General features: G+C 62.8%; 19 protein-coding genes. 7 read left to right on the top strand and 12 right to left on the bottom strand.

Translation table 11 applies throughout. The annotated features are described in order from the left end of the window. Positions 1-204 precede the first annotated feature (204 nt). Positions 205-1068: a hypothetical protein gene (locus AC0L2V_RS00860; protein ID WP_473508226.1), complete on the top strand. Its 864-nt coding sequence runs from the start codon at positions 205-207 to the stop codon at positions 1066-1068. Positions 1069-1115: 47 nt separating this feature from the next. Continuing rightward, complete coding sequence (locus tag AC0L2V_RS00855) at positions 1116-1703, top strand: YceI family protein (protein WP_473519161.1); 588 nt, start codon at positions 1116-1118, stop codon at positions 1701-1703. Between the two features lie 132 nt (positions 1704-1835). Here the strand turns inward: AC0L2V_RS00855 and AC0L2V_RS00850 are convergent, their stop codons facing one another. The 10 genes from AC0L2V_RS00850 to AC0L2V_RS00805 all read right to left on the bottom strand — a co-directional run bounded on the left by AC0L2V_RS00850 (position 1836) and on the right by AC0L2V_RS00805 (position 11319). Further along, positions 1836-2570 carry an FCD domain-containing protein gene (locus tag AC0L2V_RS00850; protein ID WP_473508224.1) on the bottom strand — a complete coding sequence of 245 codons (735 nt, stop codon included), beginning with the start codon at positions 2568-2570 and terminating at the stop codon, positions 1836-1838. A gap of 107 nt (positions 2571-2677) precedes the next feature. After that, positions 2678-3532, bottom strand: a complete 855-nt coding sequence (fghA, locus tag AC0L2V_RS00845; RefSeq protein WP_473519160.1) for an S-formylglutathione hydrolase — start codon at positions 3530-3532, stop codon at positions 2678-2680. Positions 3533-3661: 129 nt separating this feature from the next. Further along, the gene (locus tag AC0L2V_RS00840; protein ID WP_473519159.1) at positions 3662-4390 is read right to left on the bottom strand and encodes an ABC transporter ATP-binding protein; all 729 of its coding nucleotides are present in this window, start codon (positions 4388-4390) and stop codon (positions 3662-3664) included. Next, positions 4383-5117 carry an ABC transporter ATP-binding protein gene (locus tag AC0L2V_RS00835; protein ID WP_473508221.1) on the bottom strand — a complete coding sequence of 245 codons (735 nt, stop codon included), beginning with the start codon at positions 5115-5117 and terminating at the stop codon, positions 4383-4385. Before AC0L2V_RS00835 ends, AC0L2V_RS00840 begins: the two co-directional genes overlap by 8 nt. Next, positions 5114-6082 carry a branched-chain amino acid ABC transporter permease gene (locus AC0L2V_RS00830; protein WP_473508220.1) on the bottom strand — a complete coding sequence of 323 codons (969 nt, stop codon included), beginning with the start codon at positions 6080-6082 and terminating at the stop codon, positions 5114-5116. Before AC0L2V_RS00830 ends, AC0L2V_RS00835 begins: the two co-directional genes overlap by 4 nt. Then, complete coding sequence (locus AC0L2V_RS00825; protein WP_473508219.1) at positions 6082-6948, bottom strand: branched-chain amino acid ABC transporter permease; 867 nt, start codon at positions 6946-6948, stop codon at positions 6082-6084. The genes AC0L2V_RS00830 and AC0L2V_RS00825 overlap by 1 nt, the downstream gene beginning before the upstream one ends. Positions 6949-7009: 61 nt before the next feature. Then, complete coding sequence (locus tag AC0L2V_RS00820) at positions 7010-8218, bottom strand: amino acid ABC transporter substrate-binding protein (protein ID WP_473508218.1); 1209 nt, start codon at positions 8216-8218, stop codon at positions 7010-7012. A 316-nt stretch (positions 8219-8534) separates the two neighbouring features. Further along, positions 8535-9794, bottom strand: coding sequence for an NAD(P)/FAD-dependent oxidoreductase (locus tag AC0L2V_RS00815; protein WP_473508217.1), 1260 nt, complete (start codon positions 9792-9794; stop codon positions 8535-8537). Positions 9795-9809: 15 nt separating this feature from the next. Next, the gene (locus AC0L2V_RS00810; RefSeq protein WP_473508216.1) at positions 9810-10127 is read right to left on the bottom strand and encodes a 2Fe-2S iron-sulfur cluster-binding protein; all 318 of its coding nucleotides are present in this window, start codon (positions 10125-10127) and stop codon (positions 9810-9812) included. 10 nt (positions 10128-10137) lie between these two features. Continuing rightward, on the bottom strand, positions 10138-11319 hold the full coding sequence (locus AC0L2V_RS00805) for a cytochrome P450 (RefSeq protein WP_473508215.1): 1182 nt from the start codon (positions 11317-11319) through the stop codon (positions 10138-10140). A gap of 101 nt (positions 11320-11420) precedes the next feature. Between AC0L2V_RS00805 and AC0L2V_RS00800 the strand changes: the two genes are divergently transcribed. Continuing rightward, positions 11421-12362 carry a LysR family transcriptional regulator gene (locus tag AC0L2V_RS00800; protein WP_091594674.1) on the top strand — a complete coding sequence of 314 codons (942 nt, stop codon included), beginning with the start codon at positions 11421-11423 and terminating at the stop codon, positions 12360-12362. A 106-nt stretch (positions 12363-12468) separates the two neighbouring features. On the opposite strand, the gene AC0L2V_RS00795 is transcribed toward AC0L2V_RS00800, so the two are convergent. Both AC0L2V_RS00795 and AC0L2V_RS00790 read right to left on the bottom strand, forming a co-directional pair. Further along, a complete protein-coding gene (locus AC0L2V_RS00795) occupies positions 12469-13011 on the bottom strand; it encodes a cupin domain-containing protein (RefSeq protein ID WP_091594910.1) in 543 nt (180 codons plus the stop codon). 61 nt (positions 13012-13072) lie between these two features. Then, complete coding sequence (locus AC0L2V_RS00790) at positions 13073-14227, bottom strand: alcohol dehydrogenase catalytic domain-containing protein (RefSeq protein ID WP_091594912.1); 1155 nt, start codon at positions 14225-14227, stop codon at positions 13073-13075. A 245-nt stretch (positions 14228-14472) separates the two neighbouring features. Here AC0L2V_RS00790 and AC0L2V_RS00785 point away from each other — a divergent pair, with 245 nt between their 5' ends. The 4 genes from AC0L2V_RS00785 (at position 14473) to AC0L2V_RS00770 (ending at position 18356) form a co-directional block, all read left to right on the top strand. Beyond that, positions 14473-15321, top strand: a complete 849-nt coding sequence (locus AC0L2V_RS00785; RefSeq protein WP_473519158.1) for a fumarylacetoacetate hydrolase family protein — start codon at positions 14473-14475, stop codon at positions 15319-15321. Between the two features lie 104 nt (positions 15322-15425). Then, positions 15426-16325, top strand: a complete 900-nt coding sequence (locus tag AC0L2V_RS00780) for a VOC family protein (RefSeq protein WP_473508212.1) — start codon at positions 15426-15428, stop codon at positions 16323-16325. A 79-nt stretch (positions 16326-16404) separates the two neighbouring features. Beyond that, positions 16405-17286 carry an alpha/beta hydrolase gene (locus AC0L2V_RS00775; RefSeq protein WP_473508211.1) on the top strand — a complete coding sequence of 294 codons (882 nt, stop codon included), beginning with the start codon at positions 16405-16407 and terminating at the stop codon, positions 17284-17286. A gap of 32 nt (positions 17287-17318) precedes the next feature. Then, positions 17319-18356 carry an Ldh family oxidoreductase gene (locus AC0L2V_RS00770; protein WP_473519157.1) on the top strand — a complete coding sequence of 346 codons (1038 nt, stop codon included), beginning with the start codon at positions 17319-17321 and terminating at the stop codon, positions 18354-18356. Positions 18357-18410: the final 54 nt, after the last annotated feature.

The raw sequence follows: 18410 nt of genomic DNA, 5'->3' as shown, positions 1-18410 counted from the left end.
GTTCTACGGCCGTGATGCCGTGCACATTGACAGACGCATAATAATTGAGATACTATATAGTATCTAAAAAACATACGGTATGTCAATATACCGAACGAAGGAGTCGGCTGATGCAACATCGAGCCGAAGGAGGAAACATGCGCCCCACCAAGAGTGTCGCCGATATCAGCAGCCGACAGTTCGACGCGCTGCGGAACAGCTGACATGAGCGGCCTGGCGCGATCGCCACAGGAAGCGATGATCCTCGGCATTGTTACGGCTGGTTTGCTGGCGCTTGTGGCAGCAGGGCTGCTGCGCTGGCTTCGCGCCGGGAAGCTCTGGACGGACCTCCTGGTGCCCGCTTCCTTCCTCGTCGCTTACTGGCTGGCCTACAACAAGGTGCCGTCTTTCCCGCCAGTAGGTGCGGTCAACAAGGTCTTCTTCGTCGCCGCGATTGGAACGGCGCTCGGTATCCTGGCCGAGGCCGTCGGCCGTGGCATGCTGGGTCGCGCACTTGCCCTTGCCCAGCCGATCGCGTCCGCCGCGTATATAGGAGCGGCTCGGCTGCCCGATGCGCTCCCGGAAGTGGCGGTGGCCGCGTTATGGGGCCTACTGGTGATGCATGGCCTTTCCGGTGGAACAGACCGGGCCGAGGACGAATCCGGCACAAGGCACGCCGCCTTGCTCGGCATCGCATGCGCCGGATTCGCGCCGATCGCGCTATTGGGGGCATCGTCCTCGAGCTTCCAGCTCAGCCTGCTTTTCGCAGCCGCCCTAGCGGCCATTGTCGCCACCAATATCTCAAATCCGGATTTCGGATTCCGCTCCGCATCCCTCTTGGGAGGAGCAGGTGGCATGATAGCGGTCGCGCAGACCGTCACGCTGATCACGCGCAAGACCGACATGCCGGCGCTGGCCGTGCTGTCATTGGTCTTTGTCGCGCCCTTTGTCGTCGATCCGGTTTTGCGCCGGATCCGCGCCACGAACAAAGCCGTCCGCCTCGCCGCATTTGTCGGGATTTGCCTGCTGCCAGTCGGCGCATCCCTGGCGATTGTGATCGCGCGGTATGGCTCAAGCTTCCCGGTATGACCCGGAAGAGAACTGTCGGAAACCAGTTTAGGGAGGAAGTTACACCTATGTCGAAACTACTGCGGACCACCTTGCTTGCCGCCACGATCGCCTGGTTGCCGCTAGCCGCCGAAACAGCCGCGGCCGGGACGTTCGAAATCGATCCCGTGCATTCGGGCATTGCTTTCTTCATCGACCATCTCGGCTTCTCGCAAGTGATAGGAACGGCGAAGGAGTTCTCGGGCACGTTCGCGTTCGACGCCGCCCACCCGGCTGACAGCAGCCTCGACGTTGCAGTGAAAGTTGCCGGCATCTCGACCAACAACAGCCAACGCGATAGCGACATCCAGGGCGCCGACTGGTTCAATGCAACCGAGTTCCCGCAGATCACCTTTGTCGGGCGGGAATTCAAGGCGGTCGATGCCAAATCCGGAACGATCATGGGCGATCTCACGATCGCAGGGGTGACAAAGCCGGCCACGCTGGACGTCACCTTCAACAAGGAAGGCGAGAACCCGTGGGACAAGAGCCACGTCGTCGGCTTCAGTGCGCGAACTTCGATCAAACGCAGCGACTTCGGCATGAAGGCCGCGCTCGGAATGATCGGCGACGACGTGAGCCTCGTGATTCAGGTTGAAGGGCGTGCCGGTTCATAACTCACGGTGACCATCCGGCAGGCTGTCGCCTGCCGGATGGTCCTCGATGGAAGCGGGTCCCATCGGCAGTGTTCGTTCAGGCTGGTTCGCCACCATCACCCACGGATTGCGCCAAGTGAAACTTGCCGTGGCCTACTCGGCGGCCACGGGATCCGGACGCCTGAAGGCATCGGCCGTCCCACCTTGCGCGAAAAGGTGGCTTGCATGAGCAATGACGTTCTCGGTCGTCTCGCGGATATGCCGGTCGACCAGATCCTGCGCCGTGGCCGTGTCGCGGGCGATGACCCTGTCCATGATCATCTTGTGCTCGACGTCCTTTGCGCGCCATTGCGGGCGAAACTGAGAGGACATCCTGCGATAGCGGTGGGCGCGCTCGAAGAGCTTCTGCCGGATTTCGAGCAGATTGGGCGAACCGCATGCAGCGACCAGCGACAGGTGGAACGCACTGTGCAACGTGGCCCATTCGTCGGAGAGATAGTAGCTCGCACCAAGCCGGCTTTGCAGGCGGTCCATCCGATGGAACGCAGCCATGATGTCCGCCTCCCAGCGATCGTCGCCACGATCGATTGCCAGCTTGATGCACTGCCGTTCGACGAGCACGCGGACATCCGTCAGATCGTTGAGATCGAACAGCGAGACTGGCGCGACCAGGAACCCACGCTGCCCCTCCGCCACAACCAAGCCTTCGGCCACCAGCCGCGACAAGGCCTCGCGCAGAGTGGAGAAGCTGACTTCATACAACTCCCTCAACGTCTCGAAGCGCAGCTTGGATCCGGGTTTCAAGGCACAGCTGATGATGTCGCTCCGCATGCGCGCCAACACATCCCCAGCGCGTGTCTCTCCGGCGGGCTTGAGACTGTTACCCATGCATACGACTCCGCATTGAATTATCGCGGAGATTACTGCGGATTTTCGAAATAATCAAACCTCCCGCGTCGAAGCGGCGCGATACCGGCCAGGGCGGCGTGTTGGCCTCAGCCGTCAAGCAACAGCCTCTCAGCATGCCAGCGCAGATGGTCGTCCATGAAGCTCGAAATGAAGAAATACGAATGGTCGTATCCATCCTGCATGCGCAGTGTCAGCGGAATGCTGGCCTTGGCGCAGGCCGCCTCCAGGAGCCAAGGCCTTAGCCCGTCATTCAGGAACCCGTCCGATGTCCCCTGGTCGACGAGAAATTCCTGAAAGCGGTGCCCATCCTCAATGAGCGATGTGGTGTCGTAGATCCGCCACGCGGCTTCATCCATGCCGAGGTATTTTTCGAGGGCCGGCCTCGACCAGCCGGCTGTGCTTGGCTGCACGATTGGCGCGAAGGTCGAGCAACTCCTGAACCGCTCCGGGTTTTTCAAGGCGATGGTCAGTGCGCCGTGTCCGCCCATCGAATGGCCCGTGATGGCCTGGCGCGACATGTCTGCCGGAAAATTCGCAGCGATCAACGCCGGCAATTCCTCGACGATGTAGGAATACATCCGGTAGTTCTCGGCATAAGGCTGCTGCGTCGCATCGAGATAAAAGCCGGCGCCGCAGCCAAACTGCCAATTGTCCTTCTCATCTGGGATGTCGGCGCCGCGCGGACTGGTGTCCGGACAGACGACAATCAGCCCCAGTTCGGCGGCCATGCGCCTGTATTCGCCCTTGTCCATGACATTTTGATGGGTGCAGGTCAGTCCCGACAAATACCACACCACCGGGCAAGGCGTTTCCCGGGCCTGTGGAGGCACGAAAACGGCAAACGACATGTCGCAGGAGCAACTCGTCGACAGGTGCGAATAGACGCCCTGCACCCCGCCATGGGATTTTGCCTGGGAGATCGTCTTCGTGGGGTCCGGCATGTAGTCTCCACCAATTTCAAGCGCCAATGATAGCCATCTATGGCATCCGCCGCGGCCGCGGCAACCCTGGTGGATCAGGTTGCCCGATATTGGGCGGCACCAGCAGATCGTTGGCGTGCGGCAGTTGCGCTAATGCGCTGCCGCCGCGGCGGCGTCGCCGAGGTAGGCACTCATGATTTTTGGATCTTTGAGCAGGTTTGGCGCCGTGTCCTCTCCGACGATCCTTCCCGTCTCGATCAGGTAGCCGCGATCGGCGGTCTTGAGGCTCAGCCGCGCGTTCTGCTCGACGAGCAGGATGCCGAAACCTTCGGCGGCGATGGCGGCCAGTGACTTGAACAGCTCCTTGGCCAGCAGTGGCGACAGGCCGAGCGATGGCTCGTCCAGCATCAGGATGTCCGGCTTCGACATCAGCGCCCTGCCGATCGCGACCATCTGCTGCTCCCCTCCCGACATCGTCTGCGCCAATTGGCGACGGCGTTCGGCCAGCCGGGGGAACAGCCCGTAGACAAAATCAAGCATCTTGCCCGCGTCAGGCTTTGCGCGCCTGGCATGGCTTCCAAGCCGCAGGTTCTCCGCCACGGTGAGTTCGCCAAAGATGCCTCGGCCTTCCGGGACGAGCGCGATCCCCTCCTCCACCATCAGATGGGCGTCGAGTTTCGTGACATCCTTGCCGTTCATGACGATCCTCGTGCCGGCCTCCGTCCCGACGAGCCCGGCGACAGCGCCGAGGAAGCTGGACTTTCCCGCGCCGTTGGCACCCAGGATGACGCAGATCTCGCCTTTGGAAACGCGTGCGGAAACGCCTTCGAGCGCAACATGGCGTCCGTAGCGGACGCCGAGATTGGACACCTCAAGCATCGTCGTCGTCCCCCAGATAGGCGCGGACAACCTCCGGGTCGGCCAGGACGCTGGCCGAGATGCCGTCGGCGATCTTCGTACCGGAATTCATGACGACGCAGCGTTGGCAAAGCGAGCGGATGGCATCCATCACATGCTCGACCATGATGATCGTCCGGCCCTGCGCACTGATCTCGCGGATGAGCGCCATGCCGATCCTGAGTTCGCTGGGGTTGAGGCCGGCGAGCCACTCATCGAGGAGCAGGACATGAGGGTTGCTCGCAAGGGCACGGGCGAGCTCTATTCTCTTCTGGTCGATATAGGTCATTGCCGCCACGGGAATCTCCTCGCGGCCCTTCAACCCGACGCGTGCCAGCAGTTCGCGGGCAAGCGTCAGTGCCTCGCCGCCCCAGAGCCTGTTGTGCCCGAAGACGGCGCCGGCGACGACGTTCTCCACCGCGCTCATGGACGGCAGGACGCGTACCAGCTGGAAGGTCCGGGCAACCCCAATCCGGGCGATCTTGTGGGCTGCCAGTCCGGCGATGGGCTGTCCGGACAGGAGAATATTGCCCGATGTCGGCGACAGCGCCCCCGATATGAGGTTGAGCATCGTGGTCTTGCCTGAACCGTTCGGGCCGATCAGTCCCAACAGCTCACCCTGGGCGACCTCGAAACTCACATCGTTGACGGCGACGAGGCCGCCGAAGGCCTTGCGCACCCTGTCGATGGCCAGCAAAGGAACGCTCATCTCCCCTCCTCCACGGTCGTTGCCAGCAAGCTCTGGTCGGTTGGACGGCGACGACGGAACAGGCTTTCCAGCTGGCCCGTGACACCGTCGGGAAGCACATAGACGATCGACAGGAAAGCGATGCCGACGATCACCGCCGTCTGGTTCGGGAAGTGGCCCGAGATGAAGTCCATCACCAGGGTGAAAGGGACGACGCCGACCAGGGGACCCCACAGGCGGCGTGTCCCGCCGAGCAGAGCCATGATGACCACGAGGAACGATGTCATCGGATTGAAGGCCGCGTCCGGCGTGATGTAGGAATAACGAGGCGCCATGATTGCGCCGGCCACGGCAATGAAGGCCCCCGAGACCGCGAACAAGATGATCCTGGCGCGAGCGGTGTCGACGCCGACATGACGCGCCACGGCCTCGTCATTGCCGATGATGCGCAACGCCAGGCCCAGCCGGGACCTGTTGATGAGCCACCCGGTCATGAACACGATCACCGTCAGCGCAAGCAGCATCCAGTAGAGATGCGCCTCGGTGAGATCGGTGAAGACGTATAACCCGATCGTGCCGCCGAAATTGGTTTGTACCCAGGTCACGATCTGGCCCATGAGTTCGGCAAGGCCTAGCGTGAAGATCACGAAATAGACTCCTGAGAGCCTGAGGGTCGCCAATCCGACCAATATGGCCAGCAAGGCGCCGGCTGCGACCGCGATGAGGATGAGCGCCGGGAAAGGCAGGACGTCGATGAAGATCGCGACCGAATAGGTCCCGACGCCGAAGAAGGCGGCGCTCGCCAACGAGACCAGGTGCGTGGACCCGGAAAAGATCGCCCAGGCCGTGCATATCGCCGCATAGAGCATGATGTTGACGCTGACCGACAGCCAGAACCCCTCGGTGACCAGGGGAAGAAAGGCCAGCACAGCCGCGCCGCCAAGGCCGGCACCAACAGCCAGAAGTTCATTGCGCGGAATGTTCATCACGCCGGCCGCTTTCCGAAGATGCCCTGCGGCCGGAACAGCAGAACGAGGATGAAAAGGGCGTAGTTGGCCGCCAGCGTCAGCCCCGGGTCCAGCAGGCTGGCGACGAGCGTCTCGGTCAGGCCAAGCACGAGGGCTGCGAGAACCGCGCCACGAATGTCGCCGACACCGCCCATGATCACGATGATCAGCGCCTTCATGGTGAACAGCACGCCCATCGACGTGTTGAACGTGTAGAAGGTCGACAGCAGCGTGCCGGCGCAGGCCGTGATCGAGCCTCCCAGGGCAAAAGCAAAGGCCGCCGTCCGGCGCACATCGATCGCCACGAGCCTTGCGGCGCGCGGATCGACGGCGACGGCTCGAACGGCCGTGCCGCGGTCGGTGTGGTAGAGGAAGACGTAGAGAGCGGCGGCGATGACGGCCGCGGCGACAAAGGCCACGACGCGGTTGAGGCCGAACGAGTCGCCCATGATCGAGAAGGGCTGGGCGAGGAACTCATAGTTGAAATAGGACCCGCCGAAGGCCTGCAGCATCAGCCCCTGGAACAGGAACAGCAGTCCGAAAGTCGCCAGGATCGAATCGACCTCGAGCATGCCTCGGTTCCTGGCCCGCTTCACCAGAGGCTGCATCAGCCAGGCATAGATCAGCCAGTTGACGACGAAAGCGCCGGGGCCGATCACCAGCAGGCCAAGAAGCGGATTGATGGCGTAGCCCGCATACAGCCAGAATGTGACGAAGCACGCGGCGACGAGCGTCTCGCCATTGGCGAGGTTCATTATGCGCGCCACGCCGTACTGCAGCGTGAGCCCGAGGGCGATGAGCGTATAGGTGCCCCCGAGGAGCAGGCCTGTCAGCAGGATGAGCATTGGTATTCTCGCGGTGAGGGCCTGGCGCCACGAGGACGCCGAGGCCCCTGGGAGGATCGGATCAGTTGCTGGGCCAGACGGGCTTGATCACTGGCTGCTGCACGCCCTGGAGGTTCCCGGTCGCCCTGACGCCATGAACGACGCCATCGCTCCACTGGCCCACCGTCCAGTTGTTGTTGTTGATGTTGTTGTCGAAGTGGACATCGCCGATGACGGTCTTGAAGGTGCCCGACTGGATTTCCTTGTTGAGCGCTTCCTTATCCAGGCTGCCGACGTGCTCGACGGCCTGTTGCAGGATCTCCAGGCTGGCATAGGCCACCGGGCTTGCCCACCAATCGGCTTCCTGGCCCGTCACCTCGAGGTGCTCCTTGCGATAGGCCTCGAACACGGGATCGCTGGCATTGACACCGCCCATGATCAGGACCCCGTTGGCAGCGGCGCCGAAGCGCTTTCCGTAGGCGTCGAGATTGCCGCCGACGCTAACGAAGAATGCCTTGACGTCGAACTTCTGCAACTGCGCCTGCTCGGTGAGAGCGAAGCTGTCCGGCGGGTAGGAGTAGGCGACGAAGGCGTCGGGGTTCGCCGCCTTTGCGCTTGCTATCACGGGAGCGACGTCCTGGTTGCCGAGCGGATAGGAGCTTTCGTAGACGGTATCGAAACCGGCCTGCTTGAGCGCTGGCTTGCCAGTCTTGATCATTTCGAGGCCGAAGGCATCGGAGACGTTGACCACCGCGACCCGATTGCCGATCTTGCCGGCGTCGCGCAGATCCTTGAGCGTGCCGACGATACCGTCGGCGATGCCCTGTGCCGGACCGAGCAGCCAGAACGTGTTCGGCCAACGCTTGACGAATTGGTCGAGATCGTTGGCATTGCCGGTGGAGACGATCTGCGGGTAGCCATATTTCGCGATCAGCGGGGCGGTCGCGAGATTGAGGCCTGTCGAATATGGCGGGATGATCAGGTCGACCTGGTCCTGGGTGGCAAGACGCTGAATGTTCTTGACCGCCTCTTCCGGCGACGACTTGTCGTCATACTCGACGATCTCGATCGGCCGCATCTGATCGCCGACCTTGAGGCCGCCGGCCTTGTTCACTTTCTCGACCCACAGCTTGATGTTCGGCCAAAGCACGCCTGACGCGCCGCCCGCAAGTGGCCCGGTCTTGGATGCGCTGACGCCGATCCTGACCGGGTCCTGCGCCGTGGCGGCGCCGATTGTGCCGACCGCCAAGGCCGCCGAAAGCATGAGTACATTGAAACTGCGTCGCAACATCGATTCCTCCCAGTTCTGGCTGCAGTGGGCGCTTCCCTCTCGCCTCGCGGCTCGCGAGAACGAGTTGATCGCCCGATCCTCTAGCGAATTGCTTAGGCCATTATCCTCCGATGATCCAGCTAATTTCGTAATATCTAATATTTTCGTTATTTTGGCGAGCGAAGCCCGACCCAAGGCGACTTGGCCGGAGCACGAGGCTGCGCCGTCCAAAACCGCTTCCGCCTCACATCACCAAAATACCAAATAGTATTCAGATACTAATAAGAATGTCAACATTAAAAATCTGCCGGTGCGTCCCTACCCCTCCAGGTCGGCCTCATTTCGAGCTCGCCAGGGCCTCGAGCGCCAGCGCCGGATCCGCTACCTGAGCAGGGTCGAGGCTGGCCGACACGGCAAGGAGGCGCTTTCCGATCAGATAGTCGCGCGGCGCATTCAGCCCATCGACGGCGACGAACTGCCCCTCGCGGTAGTACCAGTGCGACCGTCCTGGGCCCGCCCCCTGCCTGACAACCACCGTATCGCCCGTTCTGGACAGGCCGGCGATCTGCAGCTTGAGATCGAACTGATCCGACCAGAACCACGGCTTCGGCTTGTAGGGCTGGCGCGCGCCCATAATGTTGCGGGCGACCAGGTCAGCGCTGTCGATGGCGTTGCCGACGCTCTCCATCCGCAGCGCTCCTCCCGGCAAGGAGAAGTTGGCGCAGTCGCCGGCAGCCCAGATGAACGGATCGCCCGTGCGCCCGTACGCGTCGGCAGCGATACCGTTGTCGATAGCGAAACCCGCCTCTGCAGCCAGCGTCGTTTGCGGCATGCCGCCGATTCCCGCCACGACGACGTCGGCGGCGATGATCGTGCCGTCGCCGAGCCTGGCGCCAGTAACGCGATCAGCGCCGAGCAACTCGCTCACCGCCCTGCCGAGATGGAACGTCACGCCCCTGGACCGGTGAAGGTCTTCCACAGCCCTCGCCGTTTCCGCCGAAGCCACCCGTGCGAGCGGCCGATCGGTGGCTTCCACGACATCCACTGTCGTGCCGAGCCCACGCGCGACGGCGGCGATCTCGAGGCCGATATACCCACCGCCGATGACAAGGAGCTTGCCACGCGTTTCGAGCGCAGGCCGCAATGCATCGATGTCGGCGAGCGTGCGGATCGTGAAGATGCCCGCAAGGCCGCGCGAAATCGCCTGCGGAAGCTTTCGGGCGGTCGCTCCGGTTGCGAGCACGAGACGGTCGTAGGCAAGCATGCCGCCATCGGCGAGGCATACGCGCCGCCGACCGCGGTCGATGGCTGCGACGCGCGTTCCCAGTCGCAACGCGATCCGGTTCTTTGCGTACCAGTCCTCCGCTTTCAGCTTCAACCGGTCCCGCTCGAGTTCGCCAAGAAGATATGCCTTGGACAGCGGAGGACGCTGGTAGGGAGCATCGGCCTCGTCCCCGATCAGGGTGAGCGACCCGACAAAACCGTTCGCCCGCAGCTTCTCGGCCGTCGACAGGCCGGCCTGTCCGGCGCCGACGATCACGATGCTGCTTTCGTTGCCGGGTATGGCGGCGGCGGGATGGTCGACGTCGTGGAGCATGGCCAGCCGCAACCGCTAGGCGGCCGGAATGCGGACGGAAACGTTATCCAGGGCGTCGCTGACCTTGATCTGGCAGCTCAACCGGCTTCCAGGTTCACGCGGTGCTTCGGCGAAGTCCAGCATATCGTTTTCATGTTCGCTGATGGGCCCGAGCCTCGACATGATGTTCTCGGGAAGCACGACATGGCATGTGGCGCAGGCCGCCGAGCCGTTGCATTCGGCGATGATGCCCGGAACGCCGTTTTCAAGCGCGGTTTCCATCAAGGTGCGGCCGCTCTGGGCCTCGACGGCGAGCTCGGCGCCGTCGGCGAGGAGGAACCTGATCTTCGGCATGAAACTCTCCTCAAGCGTCCCAGACAACGGGCATGTGCGTGGGGCCACGAAACACCCAGCCCCGGATGCGGACGTGGTCCGGATTCTTGAGCCTGAGATTGCGCAGCCGCTCGAACACCGTCGGCACGGCGATCTGGCTTACCAGCGCGCGCGACACCCATGTCCCGGCGCAGAAATGCGATCCGGCGCCGAACGCAAGGTGGGATTTCTTCTCCCGGAAGATGTCGAATTTTTCCGGATCGCTGAAACGGCGGTCGTCGTGATTGGCGGCGCCGACGCACAGACCGACCTGCTCGCCCTTGCGGACCAGCGTCCCCGAGATCTCCGTGTCGCGGGTCAAGCGGCGTGGATACATGCCGATCGGCGAGATCCAGCGCACCGCTTCTTCGAAGGCCTGCCCCCAGAGCGAAGGCTCGGCGCGAACGCGCGCGAGCTGATCCGGGTTCTGCAGCAGGCCAAGGATCAGCGTAAGGATCGAGTCGCGGGTCTCGTTCAGCCCGCCCCCGATCGCGACCTTAATGTTGGCGTAGATCTGCTCGACCGTCTGCGGAGGATCGGCCTGGAGCATCGAAGACAGCATCGAAGGATTTGGATTGTCCCGATGATGGGGAAGCATCCTGTCGACGGCGCTCTCGACGCCGCTGGCTGCCTCCCTCGCCTTACGGGCGATCTCCGGGTTGTGCGAGTAGTTGCCGGAACCGTCGATCAGCGACTGCGACCACAGTGCCATCGTGCGCCAGTCGACGCCGTCGAAACCCAATATGTCGGCCAGTGCGCGTGCCGCGATCGGCGCGGCGAGTTCGTCGAAAAGTTCGGCCTCGCCCCTGTGCTCGATCTGCGAAATAACGTCGTCGCAAATGCCCCGCATGGGGTCGGCCCAGCACCGCTTGACGACACCAGGCCGCAGGCTCGGATCCATCGCCGCCCTTTCGCGGGCATGATCGTCGCCGTCCTTGCGCATCAGGTTCGGCCCGATCACCGTGTTCAGCAGCGACTGCGGGTTGATGGAGGAAAACGTCTCGGGGTCGCGTTCGATGGCCATGATGTCGTCGAAGCGCGTGACCATCATGATGTTGGCTGCCTCGACCTTGACGACCGGCCCGAGGTCGCGGACGCGCTTGAAGACCGGATACGGATTGGCAAGCAGGTCTTCGAACGCAACGTCGTCGACCACTTTCACGGCTTCGCTCATGATTTCCTCCTGTCGGGGAACGGCGTACGAAATCCACGTGTATTCAGCAATGCGATGAGTTAGATAGATGTCATCGAAAATTTGCATGTAGGAGGATAGCAATGCTGCCCGACGAGCTTGCCAGTGTGGACTTCGCGGCCTTGCAGACGCTTGTTGCTGTCCAGGACCGCGCCTCGTTTTCGGACGCCTCCCAGCTTCTCGGCGTCAACCAGTCCACCATAAGCTACGCCATCAAGAGGCTGCGAAAGGCCTTCAACGATCCGCTGTTTGTCCGCCAGGGCAATTCGATCGTGGCAACCGATAAGGGCGAACAGCTGGCCCAGCAGGCACGCGGCATCCTTGAGCAGATGGCGGCGCTTTCTTCGCCGTCGGGTTTTGACCCAGCCACCGCCGTAGGAAGCGTGACGGTGTCCTGCAACCATCATGAGCGGATGTTTCTCATTCCGGACTTTCTGCGGCGCGCGCAGAAGGAGGCGCCGCAGGCGACGATCCACATTTTCGAGTCCGCCGTCGACGGCAAGCAGCAGTTGAAGGAGAACACCTGCGATATCGTGCTTGGCCCGGTCTCGATTCTCGGGGACATCTACTACCGTAGGAAGATGTTTTCGGATCACTATGCGTGCGTCATGGACCCGGCGCACGAGCTCACGCGCGGAGCACTGACGCTTGAGCGCTATTGCGCCTCGCGGCATGTCGCGGTCACCCATAACGGGCGCTGGGAGGCTCTCTATTTCGCCGCGCTGCGCGCCAGGGGTATCGAGTTGGAGCCGGACGTCACCGTCTCCAGCCATGACATACTGGAACGCCTGATACCGGCCTCCGAATTGGTGGCGACGATTCCGTATCGACTGGCGCGTCGCCTTTCGGACAGGCTCGCTTTGCGTCCCTTCCCGATGGACGTCTTCATCCAGGTCGACATGTACTGGACCGAGCGCACGCACCACTCCGGCCTGCACCGCTGGGCCCGCCAGATCCTGGCCGAGGTCGCCGAGAAGAATCTCGGCGACGGGGACCGCCAACGGCAAGACGAGATGATCGCCTGACGGGCGGACAGTAAGCCTGGGCAGATGAAGCCGGTGCCGCGCAAGCGGAGCGCACTTTGCCAGCCAGACCACGCTGGATGGACGATCCGCCCGGGAGCGACAACACCTAGACCGTGGTCGCTCCGAGCATCACGACCGAGATCGTCACCGGCTCGGCGAAGGGATTGCGCCAGGCATGGCGCGCGCCCTGCTGCACCACCGTATCGCCCTGTGTCAGTTCGACGGTCTTGCCGTCGTCAAGCTCGAGGACAAGCCGGCCCTTGACGACGGTGACATAGTCGACCGTCGGCGTCTGGTGCATGCCGGGATTGTCCATCTCGAAGCGTTCGGCGATGCCGGGCGCGGCCTTCAGGTGCTCCGGACCCGCCAGTCCGGGCTTCCAGTCGGGCGACATCATCACGCTGTCCGGCGGAAAGGTGATCATCCAGAACACCGAACCTCCGACCGAAGCGAGCATCGTGCTCTCGCTCGCCATCGGGTCGGCGCCGTCCCGTCTGGCCAGATCCGGCGTCCCGTCGATCTTCCACTGCGGAGACGAAACCAAACCGGGCGTGTGCTGGAGCGCCATCTCGCGCGGCGAGGAACCGTCGCTGATGAATACCGATTTTCCTGCGGCGTTCTTTCCGGTGACAACGCGGCGAATGGTCATGTCTTGATCCTCCCAGACAACATGGATACTATTCGGTATCAGCATACCCAAACGTATGCAATTACGGATGGATCACAAAATTCGAAAACCCGCCATGGCGCTGGGCGATGCCCGAGATGGCCTCATTGACCTTGCTCATGGGCGTCGCCTGGGTTTCCAGGAGATCGAAGCTGACCTTGCCGATCCCGACGAGGTCGGCCATTTCCTGGCCCTCGGATGTCGTCAGCCAAGCCGAACCGATAAGACGCTGGTTGCGGTCCATCATCATGTGCACGTCAATGGGAACCGCACCCATCACGGCGCCGATGTCGACGGCGATACCGCCGCGGCGCAGCGCCCTGAGGCCCGCCAGGAAAGGCTCTTGCGGCGTGCCGGGACCGTTGCAGTCGATGAAGGCGTCGACCCCCTCGCCATGCTCCGTCCTGGAACGGGCCCATTCGTCGGGCGATCCGTCGTCAAGCGAATGTGTCTCGATGATGCCGGGCGCCAGCGCTTCGATCTCCTTCAGCAGCTTCCTGTCGCGACCGGTGCCGAGAATCTTCTTGACCCCGAACGACGGGCCGAACACTGCGATCGATATGCCGAGCGTGCCGGAGATGCCATTGACAAGGATCGTGTCACCGGGACCGACCTGCGCTTTCTTCAGAGCGGAATAGCCGGTGCCCATGTAGCCGAGCCGCGCCGCCTGATCGAAGGTCATGTTGTCGGGCAGAGCCACGATCGCCGACGCCGGCGCGGCCATGTACTCGGAAATACCGCCGACCGGGTAGTCCTCGAATGTCTGGAGCGCTTCATGGCTAAAGCCGAAATAGCCCTGGAAGGCGTAATGGCGGCAGGAGATCGTGTCGCCGCGCCGGCAATGACGGCAAGAGCCGCAGGAGCGCCCCGGATTGACGTAGACCCGATCGCCGGGTTTCAGACTGTGGACCTGGCTGCCGACCGCCGCGATCTCGCCGGTCGGGTCGAGGCCGAAAATCGCTGGGAGCGGCGGCTGCGGCATGTGGGGAAACCAGGTCGGCCACATCGCCAGGATGTTGGCGAGGTTCGGCACGATGCCGCACGATCTGACGCGAACGAGCACGTCCATCGACCCAAGCTTCGGAACCGGCACTTCCTCGATCCTCAGCTGACCGCCGATCTCGTGCATGCGCGCGGCCTTCATCGTCTGCGGAATTGCTGTCACGTCGATACCTCCCGTTCGCTCAAACCAGCGCATGCCGAGTTTCTCTCGCGCATGGGCCTCCTCCCGAGGCCAGACCGGTGATCGCATAGATTTTTCGAAATATCAATATTTTTTCGTAACTTTGTGGGGATGACCAAGGACTCGGCACCACGCCCAGGCAACGGTCAGACCATTGACCTGAGGCCGGGCCACTTGTCGCCTTCTTACGATGGGCTTGCCTATTTTCGAAAATCCGGTTTACTCCAAAACGGAAGTGCCTGCTTTTAAGGTACGTCGTAATGGGTGAGCCTTTGAAATTCGCTTCTTTCGTCGAACGCAACGGTGCCGGCTACGGAATGGTTGACGGTGAAATCATCCTGCGGCTGGATTCTGTTCCCGGCGCACCGCCAGATCTCAAAGCCTATCTCGATAGCCGGTTTCCCGACCTCACGCCCGATGAACGCGATCTCGAAGCCTTGCCGCTGGCTGAGGTCAGCCTGCTGCCGCCGATTCCCAACCCAGGCAAGATCTTCTGCGTCGCCGCCAACTTCCGCGAGGGTGACAAGCCGACGCCGCAGTTCCCGCTGCTGTTCATGCGCCACGCGCAAGCACAGACCGGCCATGGAGGGGCGATCCGGAAGCCGGCGGTTTCCGACAAGCTGGATTTCGAGGGTGAGTTGGCGGTGATCATCGGCCGCCGCGCACACAAGATCGTGCGCGGCGAAGCAATGGCGTACGTCGCCGGCTATTCATGCTTCAACGAGGGGAGTGTGCGCGACTGGCAGAAGCACTCGAGCCAGTTCACGCCCGGAAAAAACTTCTACCACAGCGGCGCGTTTGGTCCCTGGATGGTCTGTACGCGCGAGATTCCGGACCCGGCTCGCCTCCTTCTGGAGAGCCGGGTCAATGGCGTGAGCAGGCAGTCGATCGCGATCGACCGGATGATCTTCGATATCCCCTGGCTAATCTCCTACATCTCGACATTCGCCCCGCTCGACCCTGGCGACGTCATCGTTTCAGGCACGCCATCAGGCTTCGGCGCAAGCCGCAATCCGCCTGAATTCCTTTTCCCTGGCGACGAGGTCGAGATCGAGATCCAGGGCATTGGAACGCTGCGAAACACCGTGATCTCGGATCAGTCGCCCTAAGATTTCGTAATAATATCTTTTTTTCGAAATTTGTTGCCGTGGAGCCGAGTTTGATCTAAGGAGATCGCCAGGACCACGCTGCGGCCATAGGAAGGAGACTGGTGATGCACCTGGTGTTTGGGGTCGGTCACATAAAGCTGAATGTCCGTGACGTAGACGCCGTGATCCACGACTCGACGGAGATTCTCGGCCTGCGGGTCACCAAGCAGGCGGCGGGGGAGACATGGCTGAGCTCGAACGGCCGCGAAGCAGAACTCGTGCTTCTCCATTCCGAGGAGAATTCCTGCCACACGATCGGGCTCGAAGCGCTGACTGAGGAGGCTGTCGCGGAAGCCGCCTCGCGTGTCGACGGCGCCGGCTGCCGGATCCTCTCGCGCGAACCCAGCCTGGCGTGCTGCGATGCCGGCATCACCTTCGCGACGCCGGACGGTCTGCGCTTCGAGATACACACCCCGGCGCGCGACGACATGTACAATCCGCGCTACCCGACCAACGGCATCAAGCCGCGGCGGCTCGACCACATCAATCTCATCACGCCCGACCCGGTCGCCACGAGGCAGCAGCTCTCCGAAATCTGCGGCATGCGGCTCACCGAGCGCATGGTCAACGAGGCTTTGAGCTGGATGCATGGCGGCAACCGCCAGCACCACATTCTGGGTCTGGTGAAGGGTCCGGTCGGGCTTCACCACTACTCTTTCGAATTCAGCCACTTCAGCGACTATTGCCGGCTTGGCGACATTCTCGACGGGTTCGACCGCCAGGTCCTTTGGGGGCCGGGCCGCCATCGCCCGGGCGACAACACCTACGCCTATTACCTCGATGCCAGCGGCGCGATGGTCGAGTGCTCCGGCGCCATGCACATGGTCGCCGACGACGCCCACTTCGTACCCAACGTCATCACCAATTTGGAGCGCCCGGGAAACGTTCGCCAGATGAATGTCTGGGGTTCTCCCGCCCCCCAGGAATGGCGCGAGCACCATTTTCCATTCGCCGGGATCGACTGATCCGCAGGGCTCGGCGGCAGACCACACAGGCAAGCAAGGCGAAGCAGCTCGGGGCGCTGCTACGGATAGGAGATAGTTTATGCAGGAAAAACTGACGTTCGAATCCGACGGCCTGAAACTGTCGGCGGTTCTGCACATTCCCGACAGCCACCGTCCCGGACAGAAGCTGCCGGCATTCATCGTCTGCCACGGCTTCGTCGGTTCCAAGGACGAGTCGCACGCCCAGATCCAGGCGGAGATGATGGAGACGTTCGGCTATGCCGCGCTGCGCTTCGACTTCCGCTGCTGCGGCGAGAGCGAGGGCGAGCGCGCCCAGGTGCGCTGCTTCGATCAGGTCGCCGACGCAAAGAACGCGCTGACCTTCCTTGCCGGGCGCCCCGAGATCGACCCGAAGCGGATCGGCATCACCGGCCACAGCTTCGGCGCCGCGGTTTCGGTCTATACAGCAGGCGTCGACGAGCGGTTCGCCTGCGTCATCTCCTCATGCGGCTGGGGTCACGGCGAGCGGAAGTTCCGCGGCCAGCACCCCACGCCGGAGGCCTGGGAGCGCTTCATGGGCCTGCTCGAGAAAGGCCGCGAGCACAAGCGCGCGACGGGCGAGAGCCTGTGGATCTCGCGGTTCGACGCCGTGCCGATCCCGGAAAAATTGCGCAAGAATCTGTCGCCCAAGGCGATCATGGAAATCCCGACCGAGACGGCATGGAGCATGATGAACTTCAGGGCGGAGGACGTGGTTGCCAACATAGCGCCCCGGCCTGCCCTGTTCTTCCACACCGCCGACGACATCATCACGCCGACCGAGCAGTCCATCCGCCTGTTCGAGAAGGCCGGGCAGCCGGCCGAGCTGATGCTGATTTCGGGCACCGCCCACTTCCCGCTCGCACCGGAGGACGCGCCGCGCACCAAGATGATGCTCAAGGGCTGGCTCGACAAATTCTTCCCGGCAACGCCGACAGTTTGAGGTCGATGCGGCCAGACAAGGAGACATTCGGCATGCCCGTCGCCCAGGAAAACGAACTGACCGATTTTGCGACCGCGCTGCTCAATGCTGCCGGCTATACGCCGGACGAGGCGTCACAAACCGCGCGGCTGCTGGTGTGGGCCAATCTGCGTGGCGCGGATTCGCACGGTGTTCTCAGGATCCCGCGCTACATCGAGATGATCGAGACCGCTGTCGTGTGCGCCGGTCAACAGCCGACGCTGATCCGGGAGTTCGGGGCGACCTGCGTCTTCGACTACGGAAAGGGGCCGGGCGCGGTCGCCATGATGCACGCGGCAGGCAAAGCCGCCGATCTGGCGGAAGCGTTCGGCATCGGCTGGTGCGGCGCCCGCGATGTATCCCATGCCGGCGCGATCGGCTATTTCACCACCAAATTGGCCGAACGCGGGCTCATCGGCATCGCCATGACCGCATCGAGACCGCTCATGAGCTATTTCGGCGCAAAGGGCGAGGCGCTGTCGACCAATCCGCTGTCGATCGCCATTCCGCGGCCTGGCGGCGCCGATCCGATCGTGCTCGACATGTCGACTGCCGCCGTCGCGTTCGGCAAGATCATGGCGGCCAAGGATTCAGGCAAACCGATCCCCCGAGGCTGGGCCATCGATGCCAACGGCGTCGAAACGCAGGATCCGCATGAAGTGGCAGCCATACTGCCGATGGCCGGGCCGAAGGGATCCGGTCTGTCGCTGATGATTGAAATTCTGTCGAGCGTGCTGGTGGGCAACGCCGTCATCGCGCCGTTCCTGCGCGGCGAGAAGAACGGCGGCTTCAATGGCCTTGTGCTTGCCATCAATCCGGCGGCCTTCGGCGACAGCTCGTCCTTTCTCGCCTCGGTGGAAAGCCTCGCCGGCGCGATCCATGCGCTCGATCCGGCGGTCAGCTCCGATGGCGTCAAACTACCCGGCGAACGCGGCTTCCAAACCGGGCGGGAGCGCACCGCCAACGGCATTCCGCTGGCGAAGGGCACGGCCAGAAACCTCGCCGATGCAGCCGTCCGGCTGGGGCTCACGGTGCCGGCCTTCCTGCAGTGATGCCAAGTGGCAGCCCGCACCAAGCCAGCCAACAAAGGACCGAAACCAGCGGGG

The organism is Mesorhizobium sp. WSM4814 (assembly GCF_055811595.1).
The sequence above is the reverse complement of the archived record's forward strand: the minus strand, read 5'-3'. Positions and strand labels throughout refer to the sequence as shown.

Excerpts from the sequence above, each read along its gene's own strand:
- AC0L2V_RS00860 (WP_473508226.1), top strand. The coding sequence starts at position 205 with ATGAGCGGCCTGGCGCGATCGCCACAGGAAGCGATGATCCTCGGCATT.
- AC0L2V_RS00855 (WP_473519161.1), top strand. The coding sequence starts at position 1,116 with ATGTCGAAACTACTGCGGACCACCTTGCTTGCCGCCACGATCGCCTGG.
- AC0L2V_RS00850 (WP_473508224.1), bottom strand. The coding sequence starts at position 2,570 with ATGGGTAACAGTCTCAAGCCCGCCGGAGAGACACGCGCTGGGGATGTG.
- fghA (WP_473519160.1), bottom strand. The coding sequence starts at position 3,532 with ATGCCGGACCCCACGAAGACGATCTCCCAGGCAAAATCCCATGGCGGG.
- AC0L2V_RS00840 (WP_473519159.1), bottom strand. The coding sequence starts at position 4,390 with ATGCTTGAGGTGTCCAATCTCGGCGTCCGCTACGGACGCCATGTTGCG.
- AC0L2V_RS00835 (WP_473508221.1), bottom strand. The coding sequence starts at position 5,117 with ATGAGCGTTCCTTTGCTGGCCATCGACAGGGTGCGCAAGGCCTTCGGC.
- AC0L2V_RS00830 (WP_473508220.1), bottom strand. The coding sequence starts at position 6,082 with ATGAACATTCCGCGCAATGAACTTCTGGCTGTTGGTGCCGGCCTTGGC.
- AC0L2V_RS00825 (WP_473508219.1), bottom strand. The coding sequence starts at position 6,948 with ATGCTCATCCTGCTGACAGGCCTGCTCCTCGGGGGCACCTATACGCTC.
- AC0L2V_RS00820 (WP_473508218.1), bottom strand. The coding sequence starts at position 8,218 with ATGTTGCGACGCAGTTTCAATGTACTCATGCTTTCGGCGGCCTTGGCG.
- AC0L2V_RS00815 (WP_473508217.1), bottom strand. The coding sequence starts at position 9,794 with ATGCTCCACGACGTCGACCATCCCGCCGCCGCCATACCCGGCAACGAA.
- AC0L2V_RS00810 (WP_473508216.1), bottom strand. The coding sequence starts at position 10,127 with ATGCCGAAGATCAGGTTCCTCCTCGCCGACGGCGCCGAGCTCGCCGTC.
- AC0L2V_RS00805 (WP_473508215.1), bottom strand. The coding sequence starts at position 11,319 with ATGAGCGAAGCCGTGAAAGTGGTCGACGACGTTGCGTTCGAAGACCTG.
- AC0L2V_RS00800 (WP_091594674.1), top strand. The coding sequence starts at position 11,421 with ATGCTGCCCGACGAGCTTGCCAGTGTGGACTTCGCGGCCTTGCAGACG.
- AC0L2V_RS00795 (WP_091594910.1), bottom strand. The coding sequence starts at position 13,011 with ATGACCATTCGCCGCGTTGTCACCGGAAAGAACGCCGCAGGAAAATCG.
- AC0L2V_RS00790 (WP_091594912.1), bottom strand. The coding sequence starts at position 14,227 with ATGCGCTGGTTTGAGCGAACGGGAGGTATCGACGTGACAGCAATTCCG.
- AC0L2V_RS00785 (WP_473519158.1), top strand. The coding sequence starts at position 14,473 with ATGGGTGAGCCTTTGAAATTCGCTTCTTTCGTCGAACGCAACGGTGCC.
- AC0L2V_RS00780 (WP_473508212.1), top strand. The coding sequence starts at position 15,426 with ATGCACCTGGTGTTTGGGGTCGGTCACATAAAGCTGAATGTCCGTGAC.
- AC0L2V_RS00775 (WP_473508211.1), top strand. The coding sequence starts at position 16,405 with ATGCAGGAAAAACTGACGTTCGAATCCGACGGCCTGAAACTGTCGGCG.
- AC0L2V_RS00770 (WP_473519157.1), top strand. The coding sequence starts at position 17,319 with ATGCCCGTCGCCCAGGAAAACGAACTGACCGATTTTGCGACCGCGCTG.